Annotated in this window: 7 protein-coding genes and 1 pseudogene; 4 read left to right on the forward strand and 4 right to left on the reverse strand. The window is 64.9% G+C overall.

Annotated features, from left to right (window positions below; all coding sequences use genetic code 11):
- Positions 1-80 precede the first annotated feature (80 nt).
- Complete coding sequence (locus tag B4L76_RS14040; RefSeq protein ID WP_296233304.1) at positions 81-1,733, reverse strand: cyclic peptide export ABC transporter; 1,653 nt, start codon at positions 1,731-1,733, stop codon at positions 81-83.
- Positions 1,734-1,766: 33 nt separating this feature from the next.
- Complete coding sequence (gene azu / locus B4L76_RS14045; protein WP_296233305.1) at positions 1,767-2,216, reverse strand: azurin; 450 nt, start codon at positions 2,214-2,216, stop codon at positions 1,767-1,769.
- 181 nt (positions 2,217-2,397) lie between these two features.
- Here azu and B4L76_RS14050 point away from each other — a divergent pair, with 181 nt between their 5' ends.
- Both B4L76_RS14050 and B4L76_RS14055 read left to right on the forward strand, forming a co-directional pair.
- Positions 2,398-3,381 carry a TauD/TfdA family dioxygenase gene (locus tag B4L76_RS14050; RefSeq protein WP_296233306.1) on the forward strand — a complete coding sequence of 328 codons (984 nt, stop codon included), beginning with the start codon at positions 2,398-2,400 and terminating at the stop codon, positions 3,379-3,381.
- A gap of 300 nt (positions 3,382-3,681) precedes the next feature.
- Positions 3,682-3,941, forward strand: a pseudogene (locus B4L76_RS14055) (DUF3077 domain-containing protein).
- A 771-nt stretch (positions 3,942-4,712) separates the two neighbouring features.
- On the opposite strand, the gene B4L76_RS14060 reads toward B4L76_RS14055, so the two are convergent.
- Both B4L76_RS14060 and B4L76_RS14065 read right to left on the reverse strand, forming a co-directional pair.
- On the reverse strand, positions 4,713-5,090 hold the full coding sequence (locus B4L76_RS14060; RefSeq protein ID WP_296233308.1) for a hypothetical protein: 378 nt from the start codon (positions 5,088-5,090) through the stop codon (positions 4,713-4,715).
- Positions 5,083-6,489 (reverse strand): PAAR domain-containing protein, encoded by a 1,407-nt coding sequence (locus B4L76_RS14065; protein ID WP_296233310.1) that lies wholly within the window; start codon positions 6,487-6,489, stop codon positions 5,083-5,085. The genes B4L76_RS14060 and B4L76_RS14065 overlap by 8 nt, the downstream gene beginning before the upstream one ends.
- A 345-nt stretch (positions 6,490-6,834) precedes the next feature.
- Between B4L76_RS14065 and B4L76_RS14070 the strand changes: the two genes are divergently transcribed.
- Together B4L76_RS14070 and B4L76_RS14075 are read left to right on the forward strand one after the other, a co-directional pair.
- Positions 6,835-13,305, forward strand: a complete 6,471-nt coding sequence (locus B4L76_RS14070; RefSeq protein WP_296233311.1) for a non-ribosomal peptide synthetase — start codon at positions 6,835-6,837, stop codon at positions 13,303-13,305.
- A 1-nt stretch (position 13,306) separates the two neighbouring features.
- Positions 13,307-19,558: non-ribosomal peptide synthetase (locus B4L76_RS14075; protein WP_296233313.1), on the forward strand; the 6,252-nt coding region annotated here is incomplete at its 3' end.

A 19,558-nucleotide genomic window follows, 5' to 3' on the forward strand; every position in this document is an offset into this window, starting at 1 on the left:
GGGAGGAGCAGTTTATAGCGAATTATAGAGTGATTATAGGGCGATTATAGAAAGCGCTGGCAAACCGCCCATGCCACCTCTCAAGCCGGCTCCAGGGCAGTGACTACCTTCCCCCGGCTGAGCTGCACCAGTTTGTCCGCCGTATCGAAATAGCGGTCGTCGTGCGAGATCACGATGATGGTCTTGCCCATGCGTTTCAGGTCTGGCAGCAGTTCGGTGTAGAACACCCGTCGGAAGGTCGGGTCCTGGTCCGCTGCCCACTCGTCGAACACCAGCACCGGTCGCCCGTCCAGCCAGGCGTTGATCAGCGCCAGGCGCTTGCGCTGCCCGGTCGACAGGTCGGTGGTGCTGAAGGTGCCATCGCGCACGCTCACCTTGTGGGCGATTTCCAGCCGTTCCAGGTAGCGCGTGGCATCGCCGGGCAGGCTGTGTTCGTGCTCGGGCAGGTCGTCGAACAGGTAGTAGTCGGCGAACACCGTGGTGAACAGCTGGCGATAGTCGTCCAGCCCCTCTGGGTCGACGGCCTTGCCATTCAGGCGCACCTCGCCGCGCTGCGGGGTGTACAGGCCCAGCAGCAGCTTGATCAAGGTAGTTTTGCCGCAGCCGTTCTCGCCGACGATGAACAGGATCTCGCCCGGCTCGATGCTCAGGTTCACCGGCCCGACGCGGAACGGTTCGTGGCCGTCCAGCGCTGGGTAGCTGTACTCGACGTTGTGCAGCGCCAGGTGCGCGCTGGCCGGGGCGGTGCGTTTGGCCGGTGGCTCCAGCAGCAGGTGTGGCTCGGGCGACGAGAAGCGCTCGGCCAGGTCGGCAATGCGACGGAACGCCACCTGGGCACGGCCGAGGATCGGCAGGTTGCTGATCAAGGTTTCCAGTGGGCCTTTCATGTACAGCAGCACCAGCACGAAGCCGCTCATCACCGCCGGGTCGTTGCTGGGCCACAGCGATTGCAAGGCCAGGGTCAGGCCGATGACCACGAAGAACAGCATCGAACCCAGGCTCTTGGCCACGACGAAAATGTTGATGGCGCGGATATGCGTGCTGGCGATGAAGTCGGCGGTGCCCTGGATGTTGCGGGTCAGCATGGCGTGGCGGCGACGGCGGTCGATGCGCAGCTCCTTGGCGCCTTCGGCGATGGCCGAGTAGTGCTTCTGCAGGTTGTCTTCGGCATCGCGCGCGGCGTTGAAGCCGGCCACGCCTTTTTGCCGGGCGATGTACTGCACGCCGCTACCGATGCCGATCGCCGCCAGGGTAATGAGGAATATCGGCCACGACAGCCACGCCAGGTAGGCCAGGCAGCCGGACACGGTGGTGAGCGAGATGGCCAGCGGGGCGAAGGCAAAGGCGAAGTCGCTGATAGTGTCGACGTCGCGGGTCAGCACCGGGATCAGGCGGTGGCTGCGGTAGCGCTCGATCTGCTCGATGGGTGCCGATAGCACCTTGGCCCCGAGGTCCTTGCGCAACCGGGCGATGACCTTCTGGCCGACGTAATTGGTGCCGCTGTCAGCGGCTACGCTGCTGACCAGGGCCAGCAGGCACAGGCCGGCGAAGGCCAGGAGCAGGCCTTGGCTCATGCCGCCCGGTGCATGCAGGCCCTGGTTGACGGTGGCCAGCAGGGCGGTCACCGCCAGGCCGCCGAGCATGCCCAGCAGCACCGAGACGAGTACTGCCATGCGGTAGGGTTGGAGCAGGCCCAGCAGTTCGCGGATGGCCCCGGGAGAAGAGGTTTTCATGAAGCGTGATCTCGCTGGTGGAGTGGGGCTCGGTCAGCTGCCGAGGGTCAGGGTGCCCTTCATCAGGGTGCTGTGGAACGGGAACGAGCAGTAGAAGCTGTAGGCGGTACCGGCTTTCAGCAGCTTGGTATCGAAGGTGACGCTGTCCTGCTCGCCGCCGCCGATCAGGCGGGTGTGGGCGATCACCCGGGTGTCGCCGGGCGGGATGTAGTCCTGCACCTCGCCGGCCTTGCGACCATCGTCCAGTACGCCCTGCATGTCGGCCTGGGTGCTCAGCACCCAGTTGTGGCCCATCACGTTCTTCGGCATGGCGCCAGGGTGGGTGAGGATGACCGTGAACGCACTGCAGGTGACCGGCACGCTGATGGCGGGCTTGTCGAACGTCATCTGGTCGGTGCCATGGATTTCCACGGCGCATCGTTGCGCCGACCAGGCGGCCGGGGCTGCGGCGAGCAGGGTAAGGAGCAGGAGTTGGCGAGTCATGTACGGTTCCTGGGCGATAAAGGGTGCACATCGTTCAGACGAACCGGCGCGCACTGGCTTTACCTGCGGCTGCGGCCCCGGTGAATTTCCCCCAGGGCCGCTCGTTCATCTAGTCAGGCGCTGCCATGGCGCACATCCCGATTTCGCCGCCAATGCGGCCCTAGGCTTGAGGTGACCGGACATGAGTGAACTGCTGAGCTTCGCGATCGAACCCCTGGACGCCGCGCGCGGCAACCTGCCGCTGCTGGTACGCGCGCCGGAGCCGGGCATCGACCTGCTGGAAGCGTTTGCCGAGTTGCAGCCGCTGGTGGACCGCCACCTGCTGCAGGCCGGCGGCATCCTGTTCCGCGGCTTCGAGGTGGCAGGTGCCGAAGCCTTCCGCCAATTCGCCGCGGCCTTTGGCCACCCGCTGCTCAACTACGAGTTCGGCTCCACCCCGCGTAGCAACGTGACCCAGGGTGTCTACACCTCCACCGAGTACCCGGCGCACCAGCGCATTCCCCTGCACAACGAGCAGGCCTACACCCTGGAATGGCCGATGAAGATCTGGTTCTACAGCGTGATCCCCGCCGAGACCGGTGGCGAGACACCGATCGCAGACAGCCGTGAGGTGTACCGGCGCATGCCGGCGCGCATTCGTGAGCGGCTGGTGGAAAAAGGGCTGATGTATGTGCGCAACTATGGCAACGGCCTGGACGTGGAGTGGCCGCAGGTGTTCAACAGCGAAGACCCGCGCCAGGTCGAGGCCTATTGCCGGGCGCATGCCATCGAGTGCATCTGGAAGGACGACGGCGAATTGCGCACCCGCCAACGTTGCCAGGTGGTGGCGCGGCATCCGTTGACCGGCGAGGACGTGTGGTTCAACCAGGCGCACCTGTTCCATGTGTCGAACCTGCAGCCAGAGGTGCGCGAGTCGTTGATGGACATCGTCGAGGAAGAGGACCTGCCGCGTAACGTGTATTACGCCGACGGCACGGCCATCGAGGATTCGTTGCTCGATGAGGTGCGCGGGGTGCTGGATGAATGCACCATCAGCTTTCCTTGGTTGGAAAACGATGTACTGATGCTCGACAACATGCTCGCGGCGCATGCGCGGGCGCCGTTTACCGGCAAGCGCAAGGTGGTGGTGGCGATGGCGCAGGGGTATAGGGAGGTGTTGGGCTAATTAGGGCGTGAGGGCTGCCATGTGCCTGGCTTGAGAGGTGTGGTGTCTGTGAGATCGAGCGCCGCCCGCGCGGCGCTCGATCTCACAGGCGCTGAACCTGTCATGGCGAACACCTGTTCAGCGATCGGGTGTGGAAACCCGCAGCAAGAATTTCAGGTTATGTCGTTCATGGCAGCTGTACCCGGGAGGCCTTGTGCCTACCGAGTTTTCCTTGAATGCACTCGGGTTTCCACCCAGTGTACAGCCGCCACCCTTCGTGTGGAAACGGAAGAGGCGGTCAACGAGCATTCAGGAAAATCTATGACCGACGAAACCAAAACCACCCCGGCGTTACCTACTTCTACCAAGGCGAAGGCCAAACCCATCCACTGTTCCGTATCGCCGAGGGCATTCCCTGCCGCAGCGCCCGAGAGCAAGCCTCGGAGCTGATGGGCTATGCCCGCGACTTGTCACTGACCGGTTTGATGGGCGGCGATCAGCAGATGCTCTGGGCTTCGCATTACTTTGCAGCCATGGCCAAGGCGCTGCTGGATGATGCCAAGTTGGGTTTGATGCGCTGATCTTTGTATTGGCTGGGCTGGCCCTTTCGCGGCTAAAGCCGCTCCTACAGGGATTGTGCATGCCTCAGGTTATGCGAAGTGCCTAAGGGTATGCACAACTCCTGTGGGAATGGGTTCATCTGAGTCAGGCTCCAGCAGACAAGGTTTGGCTGATCGAGTTATTTCGTGAATGGTGCGTAACCTGACAAGAATCCAACGAGCGCAGCCATAGGCATCCAGCAAGCAATTAACCACATAACATTTGCCCAAGTTATTTGTGAATTTTGCAGCCCGCACGCATCACCTTCGCAGATATTGACTGCCTGCTGTACTTGTATAATTGCTACCACAAAAAATGTGATGTAGATGAGCATGAGCATGATCGGAGCCATGATCAAGATTGAGAGCGGAAGATTGGCAAGGTAGGATTCGGAAAGTGAGAACTCCCAGCACATCATCAATAGTGGAGGGGTGCAATACATAAGGGTGACGCCGAGTGCGCTACCTTCTACCGGCTGGTTCGCTTGGCGACATCGAGCGACAATGTTTCTCATCAAAAAGTATATTGTTAGGGCGCCAAAAATTGTACATAGGAGTGGAATTATTTTAAATCCACGCTGCCCCCGGATGAGTGACCAGTGTTTGTAGTTCCAGTAGTAAAGATAGAGTCCCGCTGATAAGCCTCCCATGATTATTAGCTTTGATATGGATGTTACGTAGAGCTGCGTTCTGGTGTGTGGAAACTCGGCTGGCAGACTTTCAGATGTGTGCATTGTGTTGTCTCTGTGGTGGCTAAATTATGAAGTAATTTATAACGAGCCAAGTGAACCCGGTTGTATTTAACCATGATGCGATAATGATTTTTGTTTTCAATGGTCTGGGGAGTTGCTCATAATCTTCTTTATCAAGTAGGCCTCTGCGAATACTGGAGGTTGCGAAGGTAATGGCGCCTGCTACCATGAAAATCACCAGCATTCTTGAGCGTATGCTTTTCTCTCCCCAAAGGGTTATGGCGTATGAAAGACATGGGCTTCGGTGAAGTGCTGTGACCATTTCTTTGTACTGCTGAGAACTTGCAATGTGAAAGTCCATTGCAAGTGCGGTTAGGCCGAGGCAGAAAGGTGAGGCTACTATAAATAGCCTTAATTTTATGTCCAGATGATCAATCATCTTGAAAAACCTCGAAGATTATTTCACCTATCTCTTCGCCACCGCCCATACCTGCAATGCTTCCCGCTAGTGCGCCTGCGCCAGTAATCACAATTCCGCATGCCAAGCCGGCGGCTCCGGCTTTCCAACAAACTTTCGTGGCGGCTTTACCTGCTATCTTTCCGCCTAGCCAGCCCGCAGCTAGCCCGCCTGAAAAATTCCCCGCTTCAGTAATTTTTACCTTTTGACAATCCTTGACATTACCTGACTGGCAAACTTCCGCTATTTTTAATGCCGAGCCAGTGCCGCCAATGGTAACGCCTATATATCCTCCTGCCTTGAGGTATTTAGCCATTTTGGCCAGTTTGTCTAGGTGTGTCGAGTAACCAGGGATATGCGTCGGGGCCCCTGCTTTACGCCAGTGATGAACTAGGCTTCTTGATGATATTCCCAAATCTCGTCGTAGGTTTTCATAGCTTCCAAGATTGAGTCGCTTGTTCAGAGTGGTTGCTTTCAGGTTTGCATTCAATTGCTTGAACAGTCTTTGACGCTCCGCAAAGAACTCAGGGTGGTGGAGATGCCCGTGCTTGATGAATTGCTCTTTATGTAGATCCTCTATTTTTTGCAATAGGGTGCTGAGTTCATCCAGCGACTTGGCAACCATCGCCTCGCTCACCCCCATCGCCAGGCTCACATCGCTGAGCAACGCAGCAATCTCGGCTTGATGGCGCATCATGAATTCCGCCTCTTCGGGCGTCAGTTCCGCCAATGCTTCACGAGCTTGTTTTGCTGCACTCATCGCAGACAGTTCTTCCCGAGTACACACCGGTCGCCGCAAACCATCACCAATGACAAAGATCTCACCCGCCTTGAACCCCTGCTGATAGGTAGGGTTCAGCCGCTCCAGAATTGACCGAGGCAGGTTGGCCTGCGGCGCACCCAGTTCTGCCAGGACTTCCTGATACGTCATGCAACGCGGAACGATGTAGAAGCCGGGTTCCATGCCTTGTGGTGTGGGCGAGGGCTGAACTACCTCAGGCTGATAGGTACTTCTTATCGGGTTACCCGTCTGGGCCTGTGCTGGTGCCTCACGAACAGGCTCAGATGCGGGTGCCCTGCGCGAAGCCGGAGGTGCGTAGCCATTTGCAACCAGGCGATTGCTGCCCTGTGGGCACCCGCATTGCACCAGCGCTCCGTCCAGAGCCGTGGGAATACCATCCTGCCGCCAGCGGGCTTCGCCCTCGACGATGGTGCCCGCTTGTCCACATAGCGGGCAGGGTGTGGTCGGGTCGCCTTGAAGCAGCCAGTCGCGGCCATGCACGCGGCCCCTGGCCTGGCTGGCAATGCAGATCGCGCCTGTGCTGGTTTCGTCGCCGTCCAGGCCTTGGTATCGGCCGAAGATGTTCATGCGCATGCTCATGGCTCGCCTCTTTTATAAGGTGGAAGCCAGGAACCTAGCAGGCTGTAGGCGGGTATTTTCGAGGCGGAAGGGGTTTAGGAAGGGGCCTACAAGAAATAGCGATTTGGACTACGTGATTTTATTGATGGCAATGCCGGCCTCTTCGCGGGCATGCCCGCTCCCACAGGTAGTGCGCAAGCCTCGATAGCTGTGGTGTCCCTGTGGGTTGCACCCGCGATGCGCCATGCGGGCGGCGCTCGATCGCCCTGGCGCCACACCCTCCAAGCCGATCACCCGCCGCCCCTAAATCAGCCCCCCATGCCTTCGTCTGACAGTTACCGCTCGACTGCCAGGACACCGCTCGACATGAATGCTGATCAAACCCTCCAGCTCGCCCGCCGCTTCATCGCGCTCGCTCCCGACAAGCGCCGCCTGTTCCTCAAGGCACTGCAGGGCGAGGGCATGGACTTCTCCGTGCTGCCGATCGCACCCGGCGTCGAGGTAGCCGAGCGTGACCAGCTGTCGTACGCCCAGCGGCGCATGTGGTTCCTCTGGCAGCTCGACCCGCAGGGTGCGGCCTACAACCTGCCGCTGGCCGTGCGCCTGCACGGCCCCTTGGAGCTGGCGGCCCTGCAGCAGGCCTTCGATGCCCTGGTGGCCCGCCACGAAACCCTGCGCACCCGCTTCGTCGCCGACGGCGATGACGTACGCCAGCAGGTGGACACCGTCGCTGCCCCGCTGCAACTGCGCCAGGATGCCCTGGCCGAGCTGGACGAGGGCGCCCGCCAGGCCGCCATCGAGACCATCGCCGAAGCCGAAGCCCTGGCCCCGTTCGACCTTGCCAGCGGTCCGCTGCTGCGCGTGCGCCTGCTGCAACTGGCCGCGCAGGAACACGTCCTGCTGCTGACCCTGCACCACATCGTCGCCGATGGCTGGTCGATGAATGTGCTGATCGATGAATTCCTGCGCCTCTACGACGCCGCCGTGGCCGGCACCGATGCCGGCCTGCAGCCGCTGCCGATCCAGTACCGCGACTACGCCCTGTGGCAGCGCAGCTGGCTGCAGGCCGGCGAGCAGGAACGCCAGCTGGCCTACTGGCAGGCGCACCTGGGCGACGACCATGCGCCGCTGGAGCTGCCTCTGGACCGCACCCGCCAGGGCCGACCCAGTTATCGTGGTGCGCGCCACGCGTTCGTCATCGCCGCCGATGTCGCCGACCGCCTGCGCGGCCTGGCACGCAAGCACAACGTCACCCTGTTCATGACCCTGCTGGCCGCCTTCAAGCTGCTGCTGCAGCGCTACAGCGGCCAATCGGCGATCCGCGTCGGCGTGCCCATCGCCAACCGCAACCGAGCGGAAAGCCAGGGGCTTATCGGCTGCTTCATCAATACCCAGGTGCTGCACACCGAGATCGACCCATTGCTGGACATTGCCGGCCTCCTGCAGCGCGTGCGCGAAACTGCCGTGGGTGCACAAAGCCACCAGGACTTGCCGTTCGAACAGCTGGTGGAGGCCCTCGACCTGCCGCGCAGCAGCGACAGCCCGCTGTTCCGCGTGCTGTTCAACCACCAGGCGCAGGTGGCCGATGTGCAGGCCATTGAAACCCGCAGCGGCCTTAGCCTGGCGCCGGTCGCACTGGCCAGGCACAGCGCTCGCTTCGACCTGGCGCTGGATACTCACGAGCGAGCGGGGCAACTCCATGCTGCGTTCACCTATGCCACCGACGTGTTCGATGCGGCCACCATCGCAACCCTCGGCGAGCAGTGGCTGGCCCTGCTGCAGGCCCTGGCTGACGAAGCGGTCGGCGCCGTCGGCGAGCTGCCATTGCCCGGCCTGGCCGCTGCCGTTGACGCGCCTGTGCAGCAGGCTTGCGAAACCCTGCTGGTCCACCAGCGCTTTGCCGCCGCTGCCAGCCGTCACCCCGAACGCCAGGCGGTAATGGCCGCGGGCGAGCAGGCCAGCTTTGCCGAACTCGACAGCCGCGCCGAGGCCATCGCCAACCGCTTGGTCGAAGCCGGGGTCGGGCCGGACACGCTGGTCGGCGTACTGGCTGACCGCAGCGTTGGCATGCTCGCCAGCATCCTCGGTGTGCTCAAGGCCGGTGGCGCCTATCTGCCACTGGAGCCCGGGCAACCCGCCGAGCGCCTGGCCTACCTGCTCAGCGACAGTGGCGCGCAGCTGCTGCTGGCGCCAGGTGACTGGCAGGCGGAACTCCCCGACGTTGTGCAGCACCTGGACTGGACGCAAACGGCAAGCGGCAGCGCTACCCGTGTCGCCCCGGCCCCGGGCAACCTCGCCTATGTCATCTACACCTCCGGTACCACTGGCCAGCCCAAGGGCGTGGCGATCAGCCACGCGGCCCTGGCCAACTATGTCGAGGGCATCACCGCGCGCCTGCCGATCGAGCGTATCCGCAGCATGGCGCAGGTCTCGACCCCGGCCGCGGACCTTGGCCACACCATGCTGTTCGGTGCCCTGTGCGGCGGCCATACCCTGCATTTGCTGTCACGCGAGCAGGTACTGGATGCCGAAGGCTTCGCGGCCTATCTGGCCGAGCACCAGGTGGATGCGCTGAAGATCGTGCCGTCGCACCTGGAGGCGATGCTGGCGGCTGGCCGTTCGGCCTTGCCGGCGCAGTGCCTGGTGCTTGGCGGCGAAGCCAGCGGCCCGGGCCTGCTGGCCAAGGTCCGTGAGCTGGCGCCGACGCTCAGGGTGTTCAACCACTACGGCCCGACCGAGACCACCGTCGGCGTACTGGTAGCCGAACTGAACGGGCAAGCCAGCCTCGGTCAACCGCTGGCCAACACTCGTGTTGCGCTGCTCGACCCTTGCCTGCAGCCGCTGCCGGCCAAGGCCAAGGGCGAGCTGTACATTGGTGGTGCCGGCCTGGCCCGGGGTTACCTGAACCGCCCCGCGCTCACCGCCGAACGTTTCGTCCCCGACCCGAACGGCAGCCATGGCCAGCGCCTGTACCGCAGCGGTGACTGGGTGCGCCAAGACCGCGGGCTGCACTTTGCCGGGCGCGTGGACGGCCAGGTGAAGATTCGTGGCTACCGCGTGGAGCTGGGCGAAATCGAAAACCAGCTGCGCGCACTTGATGGTGTCGCCAACGCCCTGGTCCGCGTCCATGGCCAGGCGCCGCAACTGCAGCTGGTCGCCTGGCTGGTGCCCAGCCAGCAACCGACAGACAGCCTGGCCTGGCAGGACGCGATCCGTGCCACCCTTACAGGCCTGTTGCCCGAACACATGGTGCCGAGCCACCTGATGGTGCTGGAGCACCTGCCGGTCACCGCCAACGGCAAGGTCGACGTCAAGGCGCTGCCGGCACCGGTCGCCAGTCAGAAGGCCTACCAGGCCCCGCAGACTCCGCTGCAGATACAGCTGGCGCAGATCTGGGCCGAGGTGCTGCACGTGCCGCAGGTAGGCCTGAGCGACAACTTCTTCGCCCTCGGCGGCCATTCGCTGCTGGCCACCCAGGCCGTGTCGCGGGTACGTCAGCAGTTGGGGCGGGATATTCCCCTGCGCAGCTTGTTCGACACCGTCGACCTGCAGCGCTTCGCCCAGGCAGTGGCCGAGGCTGAACAGGGCGCCGGCCTGGCCATCGAAATCCTCGACCGCCAGCAACCCCTGCCGGCGTCCCGCTCGCAGCACCGTCAGTGGCTGTTCTGGAAACTCAACCCGCACAGCCTGGCCTACAACACGCCGATGGCGGTGCGCATGCAGGGCAACCTCGACCGTGCGGCGCTGCAGGCAGCGCTGGACACGCTAGTGGCCCGCCACGAATCGCTGCGTACAGTGTTCGTGGAAACCGAAGGCCTGCCCTGGCAGCGCATCCTGCCAGCAACCCCGGTGGTGATTGGTTTCGAAGACCTCGGCGGCCAAGGCCACGCCGCGCAGATGCGCAAGTTGGAGGCCGAGGCCTTCGTGCCGTTCGACCTGGCGCACGGTCCGCTGCTGCGTGCACGTCTGTTCAAGGTGCATGAGCAGGAGCACCTGCTGTCGCTGACCCTGCACCATATCGTCTCCGACGGCTGGTCGATGAGCCTGCTGGTGCGCGAGTTCGCCGCCGCCTACAACGCCGCCGCCAGCGGCCAGGTGTACAGCCCCGAACCGTTGCCGGTGCAGTACGCCGACTTTGCCGCCTGGCAGCGCAAGTGGCTGGCCGAAGGGCAGATGCAGGCGCAGATCGCCTACTGGAAGGCCCGTCTGGAAGACGACTTCGAGGTGCTCGAACTGCCGGCCGACCGCGTTCGGCCGCAGGCCAGGAGCTACCGTGGCAGCCGCTTCGACGTGCGCCTGCCGCAGGCCCTCTGCGAGCGTTTGCGGGCATTGGCCCTGGCCGCCAATGCCACGCTGTTCCATGTCTTCCTGGCGGCCTACGCCATCGTGCTGGCGCGCTACAGCCGCAAGGGCACGCTCAACATCGGCGTGCCGGTCACCAATCGCAACCGTGTGGAGCTGGAGGGCCTGATCGGCTTCTTCATCAACGTGGTGGTGGCCCGCATCGACGTCGATGGCAGCCAGCCGTTCGTGCAGCTGCTGGCGGCGGTCAGGGAAACCACCTTGCAGGCCCAGGCCAACAAGGACGTGCCCTTCCTCGAGGTGGCCGAGGCGCTGTACCCGGACCGTGAGCAGGGCGTGAACCCGTTCTTCCAGGTGCTCTACAACCACCTGCGCGACCTCGGCGAGCAGGTCGCCAGCGATGCGTTGCACGGGTTGCAGGTCAAGGAAGTGGACTTGCAGGAACCGGGCGCGCAATACGATATCTCGCTCAACACCCTGGAGCGATCCGACGGGGTGACGGCATCGTTCAACTACTCGACCGACCTGTTCGATGCAGCGCGCATCGAACGCATGGCCGGGCACTGGCTGGCGCTGCTGGAGGCCATCTGCGCCGAGCCACGGCGCTGCATCGGTGAACTGGGCTTGCTCGGCGCTGCCGAGCGCCAGCAACTGGTCTACGGCTGGAACCCGGCACACCAGGCGGCGACCGGCCTGTGCGCGCACCAACTGCTGCAGCGCCAGGCGCGGGCGCGGCCCGATGCGCCAGCGCTGGTCTGCGGCGATCAGCAACTGACCTACGCCGAACTGGACCACCGCAGCAACCAGCTGGCGCACTGCCTGCGCGCCATGGGTGTAGGGCCGGAGCGCCTGGTGGGCGTGGCCGTCGAGCGTGGCCTGGGCATGGCCTTGGCATTGATCGCCATCCACAAGGCCGGAGGCGCCTACGTGCCGCTGGACCCGGATTACCCGCAAGAGCGCCTGGCCTGGATGATCGAAGACAGCGGCATCGGCCTGCTGCTGGCCGATGCGCCCTCGCGTGAGCGCCTGCAAGCGGGCAGGCAACTGCCCTGCGTGCTGCTGGAGCCCGGTAGCGAGTGGCTGCAGGCCTGGCCCGCCGAGCCACTGGCCAGCCTGGCTGCGCCGCACAACCTGGCCTACCTGATCTATACCTCAGGCTCCACCGGCATGCCCAAGGGCGTGGCTATCGAGCATCACGCGCTGTCGCTGTTCTGCCAGGTGGCTGCGCAGTATTCGCGCCTGGGCCCGGACGACCGCGTGCTGCAGTTCGCCACCTTCAGCTTCGACGGGTTCATCGAGCAGTTCTTCCCGCCGTTGGCCCAGGGTGCCTGCGTGGTCCTGCGCGACGCGCGGGTATGGGACACGGCCACCTTGCTGGATGAGGTCAACCGCCATGGCGTGACCGTGGCCGACCTGCCGGCTGCCTACTGGCGTGTGCTGGCCCTGGAGCGGCGCAACCCCGAGGCCTATGGCCGGCTGAAACAGATTCATGTCGGTGGCGAGGCGGTACCGGAAGACGCCTTGCGTGCCTGGCTGGCCGATGGCCCGCCAGCGGTGCGCCTGCTGAATACCTATGGCCCGACCGAAGCCACCGTGGTCGCCACCACCTACGACTGTTCGCAGATGACTGCGGCGCAGATCGGCCAGGGCGGTGTGCCCATTGGCCGCGCGTTACCGGGCCGCACCCTGTATGCCCTGGACGAGTGCCTGGCACCGACCCCGACCGGCGTGCCTGGCGAGCTGTTCATTGGCGGTGCCGGCTGCCTGGCGCGTGGTTACCACCAACGGCCGTCGCTCACCGCCGAGCGCTTTATCCCCGACCCGTTCGACCCGCTAGGCGGTGGCCGCCTGTACCGCACCGGCGACCTTGGCTACTACGACGAAAACGGCCAACTGGCCTATCGCGGCCGGGTTGATCACCAGGTGAAGGTGCGCGGTTTCCGTATCGAACTGGGCGAGATCGAGCAGTGCCTGCGGGCGCACCCGGGCGTGCGCGAAGCCACCGTGGTGGCCATCGACCTGCCCAGCGGCAAGCAACTGTGCGCCTATGCCGTGCCGGCCGATGGCCACGACGCTGACCTGCGCCTGGCGTTGCAGCAGCACCTCAGGGCCAGCCTGCCGCACTACATGATCCCGGCGTGCCTGGTGACCCTGGCGGACATGCCGTTGACCGCCAGCGGCAAGCTCGACCGCAAGGCGCTGCCCATGCCTGACCTGGGCCAGTCGCAGCACGCCTACGAGGCGCCGCAGACCGAGCGGCAACAGCAACTGGCAAGCCTCTGGGCGCAATTGCTGAACGTTGACCGGGTTGGCCTGAACGACAACTTCTTCGAACTGGGCGGCCACTCGTTGCTGGCTGCCCAGGTGGTATCACGGATCAACGTGGAGCTTGGGCTGGACATGCCCCTGCAGTTGATCTTCACCCACCCCGAGTTGCGCGCGTTCGCCCAGGCGCTGGACGAGCAGGGCCTGTCGCTGACTGACGACGGCCTGAGCGATATCGAACACATGATGAACGCATTCTCCGAGGCCTGACATGGAATTCACTGCAGCACAACGCATCGCCCAACGTTTCGTTGGCCTTTCCGTGGAGCAACGCCAGCAGGTCCTGGCGCAGATGCAGGCCAGCGGGCAGAGCTTCCGCCTGCTGCCCATCGTGCCGGCGCGCCAGGGCCTGGCGCGCATTCCGCTGTCATACGCCCAGCAGCGCCTGTTGTTCCTCTGGCAGCTGGAGCCCGCCAGCCCGGCCTACAACGTGCCGCTGGCCATACGTCTGAAAGGCGCACTGGACCGGGCGCTGCTGCAACAGGCGCTGGATGCGCTGGTGCAGCGCCACGAGTCCCTGCGCACGCGCTTTGCCGCGCAGGAGGGTGAGTTCTACCAGGACATCCTCGACCACTGCCCACTGCCGATCGAGTGGGTGGAATTCGCCGAGACTCCAGACGAAGCGTCGCTGAGCGAGGCCGTGGACGCTGCCCTCAAGCAGCCCTTCGACCTGCAGGCCGGCCCGCTGCTGCGGGTGACCCTGCTGCGCGTGGAGGCTGAACACCATGTGCTGGCGCTGAGCATGCACCACATCATCGCCGACGGGTGGTCCAGCGATGTGCTGGTGCAGGAGTTCATCCAGCTGTACAGCGCCCTGGCCGAGGGGCGCCAGGCACAACTGCCAGACTTGCCGATCCAGTACGCCGACTACGCCATCTGGCAGCGCGCCTGGCTCGAAGCCGGTGAAGCAAAGCGCCAACTGGCCTACTGGCAGACGCAACTGGGCGACGAGCAGCCGGTGCTGAGCCTGCCGCTGGATTTCGAACGCCCGGCCACGCCCAGCCAGCGCGGCGCGGTGCTGCGCGTGGATATCACCGGCGCGCAGGCCGAAGCCCTGCGCAGCCAGGCGCGCAAAGGCGGCTACACCGTGTTCGTGCTGGTGCTGGCGGCCATGGCGGTGGTGCTGTCGCGCTACAGTGGCCAGGCCGACATCCGCATCGGCGCGCCCAACGCCGGGCGCAACCGCAAGGAACTGGAGGGCCTGATCGGCTTCTTCATCAATACCCAGGTGCTGCGCGTGCAGGTGGATGAGCGCGCCACCTTCGCCGCGCTGCTCGACCAGGTGAAGGCGGTGATCGGCGCGGCCCAGTCGCATCAGGAACTGCCGTTCGAGCACCTGGTCGATGCCTTGCTGCCGGAGCGCAACCTGGCCCACAACCCGCTGTTCCAGTTCAAGATCAACCAGCACGTGGCCGCCCGCGACGCGGGACGCAAGCGCCTGGGTACGCTGGAGGTGGAAGGTTTCGCACGGGACGACGGCGATGCCCGCTTTGACCTGGCATTCGACTTTTCCGACAAGGCCGACGGCATCGAAGGCTACTTCACCTATGCCACCGAGCTGTTCGAACGGGCCACCATCGAACGCATGGCCGGTTCGCTGCGGCGGGTGCTGGATGAGCTGACCGGCGACCTGCAGCGGGCAATTGTCGATTGCCCGGAACTGCCGGCGCTGACACCGGCGCCCACGCAGGTTTACCCACACGGCGATGTGCTAGCCCTGTGGCGCCAGGCCATGGCGCGCGGCCTGGCTCATGGTGGCGTGCGCGCCGGTGAACGGTTCATGACCCAGGCCGGGCTCGAGGCGGCGTCCAACCGTCTGGCCGATTACCTGCGCCAGCGCGGTGTCGGTGTCGGCAGTATCGTTGCCTTGTGCCTGCCGCGCTCCATCGAGTGGGTCGGTGCCTTGCTGGCGGTGCTCAAGACCGGCGCCGCCTATCTGCCGCTGGACCCCCAGCAGCCCCAGGAGCGCTTGCAGCAATTGCTGGCCGACAGTGGCGCTGCCGTGCTGTTGCACGAACCGGGTGACCAGCGCTTCACCGGCCTGGAAGGCGTGCAAGTTGTCGCTTGCGACCATACCCAATGGGCAGCCTGCAGCGACCGCCCGGTAGAACTGGCGATCGCCACCGAACAGCCAGCCTACCTGATCTACACCTCCGGTTCGACCGGCCAGCCCAAAGCCGTGGTGGTCAGCCATGGGGCTCTGGCCAGCTATATCCAGGCGCTGCTCGAGCGCCTGCAATTGCCCGCTGAAGCGAGCATGGCGATGGTCTCCACCACCGCCGCCGACCTGGGCCACACCGTACTGTTCGGTGCCTTGGTCTCGGGCCGCCTGCTGCACCTGCTGCCGCAGGAACTGGCGTTCGACCCGGACGGTTTCGCCAGCTACATGGCGCAGCATCAGGTTGGTGTACTGAAACTGGTGCCGAGCCATCTGCAAGGCTTGCTGCAAGCTGACCGCGCTGCCGACGTGCTGCCGGCCGCGGCATTGATCCTCGGGGGCGAGGCGTGCAGCTGGGGCCTGCTGGAAAAGGTTCGCGCACTGCGCCCGGGTTGCCGGGTCATCAACCACTACGGCCCGACCGAAACCACCGTCGGCGTGCTCACCTTCGAGCCCGGCCAGCCATTGCCAGGCTGCCGCACGGTGCCGGTCGGACGCCCGCTGGGCAACGCCTGCGCCCAGCTGCTGGACGGTTACCTTAACCCGCTGCCGGTGCAGGTGACCGGTGAGCTGTACCTGGGCGGGCAGGGCGTCGCCCAAGGGTATCTGGGCCAGCCAGCGCTGACCGCCGAGCGCTTCGTTCCGACCGAGGGCGGAGCCCGTCTGTACCGTACCGGCGATCGTGCACGGCTTGCGGGCGATGGCCTGATCGAGTTCATCGGCCGCGCCGATGACCAGGTGAAGATCCGCGGTTACCGCGTGGAGCCCGGTGAAATCGGCCGGGTGCTGGCCGGCCTGCCCGCTGTCAGCGAGGCCGTGGTACTGGCCTTGCCGTTGGAGGGTGACGCCGAGCGCCTGCAACTGGTGGCCTACGTGGTCGCCGCAGCTGGGGTGACCGTCGAGCAGTTGCAGGCGCTGCTGCTGGCCCGCTTGCCTGACTACATGGTGCCGGCGCAGATGGTATTGCTGGAACGCCTGCCGCTGACCGCCAACGGCAAGCTCGACAAGCGTGCGTTGCCGGTACCCGGTGCAGTCAGCCGTGGCTATGTAGCGCCGCAGGGGGATATCGAGGAAGCACTGGCGGCGGTGTGGGCCGATGTGCTCAAGCTGGAGCGGGTCGGTAGTAGTGACAATTTCTTCGAACTGGGCGGCGACTCGATCCTCAGCCTGCAGATCATCGCCCGGGCCAAGCGTCAGGGTATCCGGATCACCCCCAAGCAACTGTTCGAACAACAGACCGTCGCCCAACTGGCGCAGGTGGCCAAGCGCAGCGAGGTCAAGCCAACGCCTGCTGCGGCAGCCCTGGGCGCCACCATCAGCGGCGAGGTCGCGTTGTTGCCAGCCCAGGCGCGGTTCTTCGAAATGCAGATCGCCCAACCGGCGCATTGGAACCAGTCGGTACTGCTCAAACCGACCAGCCCGGTACAAGTGAATCACCTGGAGGCCGCGCTGCGCGCCGTGGTCGCCCAGCACGACGCCCTGCGCCTGCGCTTCACTCGCAGCGCCGACCAATGGCAGGCGCGCTTCCAGCCACTGGACAATGCACCCCTGCTGCAACAGCGCAACCTCAATGGCCTGAGTGAACTGGACGCTGCCGGCAACCAGGTACAGGCCAGCCTGAACCTGGAGCACGGGCCGCTGTTGCGTGGCGAACTGTTCGACTTTGCCGATGGCCAACAGCGCCTGCTGCTGGTGGTCCATCACCTGGTGGTCGATGGCGTGTCATGGCGCGTGCTGCTCGAAGACCTGCAAAGCGCCTACCAGCAGCTGCTGGCCGGCCAGGCGGTGAACCTGCCGGCCAAGACCTCGTCGGTGCAGGCCTGGGCCGAACGCCTGGCCAGCCATGCCGGCAGCCCGGCGCTGCAGGCACAGCGCGACTACTGGCTGCAGGCCTTGGCCGGCGCCCATGCCGAACTGCCGCGGGACAACCCGCAGGGCAGCCTGGCCAACAGCCACGCCCGGACCGCCACCACCCGGTTGGATGCCGAGCGCACCGCCAAGCTGCTGAGGCAGGCCCCGGCCGCCTACCGCACGCAGGTCAACGATCTGCTGCTGACCGCGCTGGCGCGCACCCTGTGCCAGTGGAGTGCGCAGGACAACATGCTGGTCCAGCTGGAGGGCCATGGCCGCGAAGACCTGTTCGACGACCTCGACCTCAGCCGCACCGTGGGCTGGTTCACCAGCCTGTACCCGGTGCGCCTCATGCCCGGCCACGACCTGGGCCAGTCGATCAAGACGATCAAGGAGCAACTGCGCGCGGTGCCGGACAAAGGCATCGGCCATGGCCTGCTGCGCTACCTCGGCGACGCCGATGTACGTGACCAGCTGGCGCGTGCCGCCCAGGCGCGGGTCACCTTCAACTACCTCGGCCAGTTCGATTCCAGCTTCGATGGCGAAGCCGGCGCCCTGTTCACCCCAAGCGGGGAAAGCGCAGGCCGCAGCCAGTGCGCCGGTGCACCGCTGGGCAACTGGCTGAGCATCACCGGCCAGGTATACGCCGGTGAGCTGTTCCTGGAATGGACCTACAGCGCCGACATGTACCACCCGGCCACCGTCGAAACGCTGGCCCAGGCCTACGAGCAGGCCCTGGCGGAGCTGGTCGAGTACTGTTGCGATGCCCGGCACCAGGGGGTGACCCCAGCGGACTTCCCGTTGGCCGCACTGACCCAGGCGCAGCTGGACAGCCTGCCGCTGCCGGCGCAACAGATCGCCGATGTGTACCCGCTGTCACCGATGCAGCAGGGCATGCTGTTCCATACCCTCTACGACGCGCAGGCCGGTAACTACATCAATCAACTGCGGGTGGATGTGCAGGGGCTGGATGTGCAGCGGTTCCGGCAGGCCTGGCAGGGCACCCTGGAGGCGCATGACATCCTGCGCAGCAGTTTCGTCCTGCAGGGCGCGCTGGAGCAGGCCGTGCAGGTGGTACACAGGACTGTCACGTTGTCGTGCAGCGAGCACGACTGGCGTGGCCAGCCAGCGCTGGAGCAGGCCTTGCAGGCCTTGGCCGAGGCTGAACGCCAGCGCGGATTCGACCTGGCCAGCGCGCCGCTGCTGCGCCTGGTACTGGTGCGCACCAGCGACAGTAGCCATCACCTGATTTACACCAACCACCACATTCTCATGGACGGCTGGAGCACCTCGCGCCTGCTCGGGGAGGTGCTGCAGCGCTACGCCGGCCAGCTGCCGCAAGCGCAGGCCAGGCCTTACCGCGACCATATCGCCTGGCTGCAAGGCCAGGACGCGGCGCTTGCCGAAACCTTCTGGAAGGCTCGCCTGGCGGCGCTGGACGCGCCGACCCGCCTGGCCCAGGCCATTGGCGGCAGCAGCGGCGCAAGCGGCTACGGCGAGCACCGCCTGGCTTTCGACCGCGAGCAGACCGCACGCATCGAAGCTTTCGCCCGGGCCAACCGGGTCACCGTCAACACCCTGGTGCAATCGGCCTGGCTGCTGCTGTTGCAGCGTTGCACCGGCCAGGCCAGCGTGTGCTTCGGCGCCACGGTCGCTGGGCGCCCGGCGGACCTGCCGGGGGTAGAGGAGCAGATCGGCCTGTTCATCAACACTTTGCCAGTCATTGGTGCCCCGCGTGCCGAGCAGCGCGTGGCCGAGTGGATTGGCCAGGTACAGGCTGACAACCTGGCTCTACGCGAGTTCGAGCACACGCCACTGTACGACCTGCAGCACTGGGCCGGGCAGGGCGGCGACGCCTTGTTCGACAGTATTCTGGTGTTCGAGAACTACCCGGTGGCCGAGGCACTGCAACAGGGTGCGCCCGCTGGCCTGCGTTTCGGCGACGTCGCGGTGCAGGAGCAGACCAACTACCCGCTGACCTTGGTGGTCGAGCTGGGCGCGATGCTGTCGATGCGCTACAGCCACGACCGTGCGCTGTGGAGCGATGAGCACGTCGGCCGCCTGGCGGGTTACTTTGCTACCTTGCTGCGGGCGCTGACCGAGAGTGCGGATGCCGTTATCGGTGAGCTGCCGCTGCTGGACCAGCCGGAGCGGCAACGGTTGGTCGAAGGCTGGAACGACACCCAGGCCGCCTACCCGGACGAGCGCAGCATTCACCAGTTGATCGAGGCCCAGGTGTTCGCCACCCCGGACGCGCCGGCACTGGTGTTCGGCGAGCAGACCCTGAGCTATGCCCAGCTCAACCGCCGTGCCAACCAGCTGGCGCACCGCCTGCGCGAGCAAGGCGTGGGCCCTGACGTGCTGGTCGGCATCGCCATGGAGCGCAGCCTGGAGATGGTCATCGGCCTGCTGGGCATTCTCAAGGCCGGCGGTGCCTACGTGCCGCTGGACCCG

Origin of the sequence: Pseudomonas sp. UBA4617 (genome assembly GCF_002386445.1) — a bacterium.
Lineage (GTDB): Bacteria > Pseudomonadota > Gammaproteobacteria > Pseudomonadales > Pseudomonadaceae > Aquipseudomonas.

Excerpts from the sequence above, each read along its gene's own strand:
- B4L76_RS14050 (WP_296233306.1), top strand. The coding sequence starts at position 2,398 with ATGAGTGAACTGCTGAGCTTCGCGATCGAACCCCTGGACGCCGCGCGC.
- B4L76_RS14065 (WP_296233310.1), bottom strand. The coding sequence starts at position 6,489 with ATGAGCATGCGCATGAACATCTTCGGCCGATACCAAGGCCTGGACGGC.
- B4L76_RS14070 (WP_296233311.1), top strand. The coding sequence starts at position 6,835 with ATGAATGCTGATCAAACCCTCCAGCTCGCCCGCCGCTTCATCGCGCTC.
- B4L76_RS14060 (WP_296233308.1), bottom strand. The coding sequence starts at position 5,090 with ATGATTGATCATCTGGACATAAAATTAAGGCTATTTATAGTAGCCTCA.
- B4L76_RS14040 (WP_296233304.1), bottom strand. The coding sequence starts at position 1,733 with ATGAAAACCTCTTCTCCCGGGGCCATCCGCGAACTGCTGGGCCTGCTC.
- azu (WP_296233305.1), bottom strand. The coding sequence starts at position 2,216 with ATGACTCGCCAACTCCTGCTCCTTACCCTGCTCGCCGCAGCCCCGGCC.